1 protein-coding gene is annotated in these 2,217 nt (G+C 26.2%); it reads right to left on the reverse strand.

Annotated features, from left to right (window positions below; translation table 11 throughout):
- Positions 1-202: 202 nt before the first annotated feature.
- Positions 203-2,101, reverse strand: a complete 1,899-nt coding sequence (locus G3997_RS05680) for a glutamine synthetase (protein ID WP_296649434.1) — start codon at positions 2,099-2,101, stop codon at positions 203-205.
- Between the last annotated feature and the right edge of the window lie 116 nt (positions 2,102-2,217).

Genomic DNA, 2,217 nt, shown 5'->3' on the forward strand with positions numbered 1-2,217 from the left:
AATTTATAAGCAAAAATTCGCTTAGCTTGAGCAACGCGTTGGCGAAATACTTCGGATACATCCGTTGCTCAAAATAGCATTTTTTACTTATATATATCACTTTAATTAAAAGGTTATCAACAAAATTTTATATATTATAAAATCCTATTACATAAGAAATAGGAAACTAATTATTTTAAATTAGTTTCCTATCTCTTAATTATTAATAAATATTTTTCTTATATTGTATATATTCACTTTGTAAAAGCTCCATCTTAGCTTTCATTATTAATTGAAGTTTTGAAGCTTCTTCTAATTCATAATTATCTATCGCATCTATTATTTGAGTAAATAAAGACTTTTTACTTAAAGTATCTTTCATTAATTCATATTTTATATTGCTTATATCATTGTATATAACTTCATCCAAAGCATCCATATCATCTAGTGTATGCATTTTTTTGCAACTTCTAATTATATCCATATTATCTTGTATAATTCTATTTTTTAACTCCTTCATCCATCTATCTATAGCTCCAGTTTTAAATGAATTTATAATATCATCTGTAAATACTCCATTATATTTTAAAACCTCAATTTTATCTTTATATTTATCTAAGTTTAACATATTTTCATAAACTGTAGCTGGTGACTTTCCAAATAACTTTTCTCGTTCTTCTTTAGTATAGTATTCAAATACATTCTCTTCATCTCTATATTTTCTATCTTTTTCTAAATAAAATCCGTTTTCACCTGCATTTTTAGATATTTCTTTTTCTAAAGCTTTAGAATCTAAGTTACTAATCCCCACTGCTTTTATACCATCTATCATTGCTTGATAAACACTAGCTAATATTAAATAAGTATTTGATAATGGATTTGGTGACCTTAGTTCAAATCTAGTAGCTAATGGACTATCATTATCTCTTATAAGCCCTATTAATATAGACCTATTTCTTGATGGAAGTTCATAACTTCTACCAAGAGATGTTACTATACATACTGGAGCTTCAAATCCAGGTACTAATCTATTAAATGAATCATTAGAATCTGATACAAATGGATTTATTACTTCATAATTTTTAAGTATTCCCATTAATGCTCCATATCCAATTTCACTCATAAAATCATTAGTAGTATCTTTAGGAGAAAATAAATTTATAACTTTTCCATTTTTTAATTTTGCACTTACACTTACATGAGTATGTTCTCCACTACCTGCTACTTTATTAAGTGGTTTAGCTTTAAAAGTTACATTAAGACCAAAGCTTYTAAATATTTCTTCTACTATATCACGTATTACTATTTCATTATCAGCTGCTTGAAGGGAACTTGAATATTTCCAGTCTATTTCTAACTGTTCCATAGCATGATTAGTTTTACCATATATACTTATAGAACTACCTATACCCCCTGCTTCTTTATGACCCATTTCAGGCTCTATTCCTAATTGTTGAAGTATTATAAGTGTTCTTTCTAAGGCACTTCTTATAGTCCCTTGAGTTTTTTTCCAGTATTGCTCTTTTAAACTTTGAGATACATATAATTTTTCTAAATCTACTTTATCTTCTGGTATACTTACCCAAAACTCTAATTCTGTTGCTGATGTTATATTTATTTTTTCGATATTATCTACACTATCTATATCTATATTTTTTAATAGATTAGGATATTTTTTTAATAAGTCTATCAAAGAATTTTCTAGATTAGTTGTTGCTCTTTTAAGTATTCCTCTTGAGCATACTTTTTTATTATTGTGTATTAAAAAAGATGGTATTTTAAGCGTTCCAATAGGTAAATTAGTTTCATAATCTGATAGTTCGCTATTATAATCTATATACCAATTTACATCTAAATCTGGAAGTAAATCTACCTTTGCATTATTAAGTGTTGCTATTTCATGAAGTTCAACACTAGAACCATCTGTTTGTATACCTTTTTCTAAAAAGTCATCCATATCTTTTATAAATAATTCTATAGGTATTTTTTCATCAGTTGCATTTCCGCCTAAGTCAATTCCCATAAGTGATACAAATCTTATTTGTTTATTATCATTTAGTATTTGAATTAACTTCTCTCTATTATGATCTTCTTTCTTTATTATCCTTAATAAAGTCATAATAAAAATACCCCCTAGCTATATCTCTACTTTAAATTGTACTTATTTAACTATATTTTACTTTAAGTAACCAGCAGTCTCTTAATTTCACTCATTTTTATTATATGTTAAGCAATAAC

This window comes from Romboutsia sp. 13368, assembly GCF_018336475.1.
GTDB lineage: Bacteria > Bacillota > Clostridia > Peptostreptococcales > Peptostreptococcaceae > Romboutsia.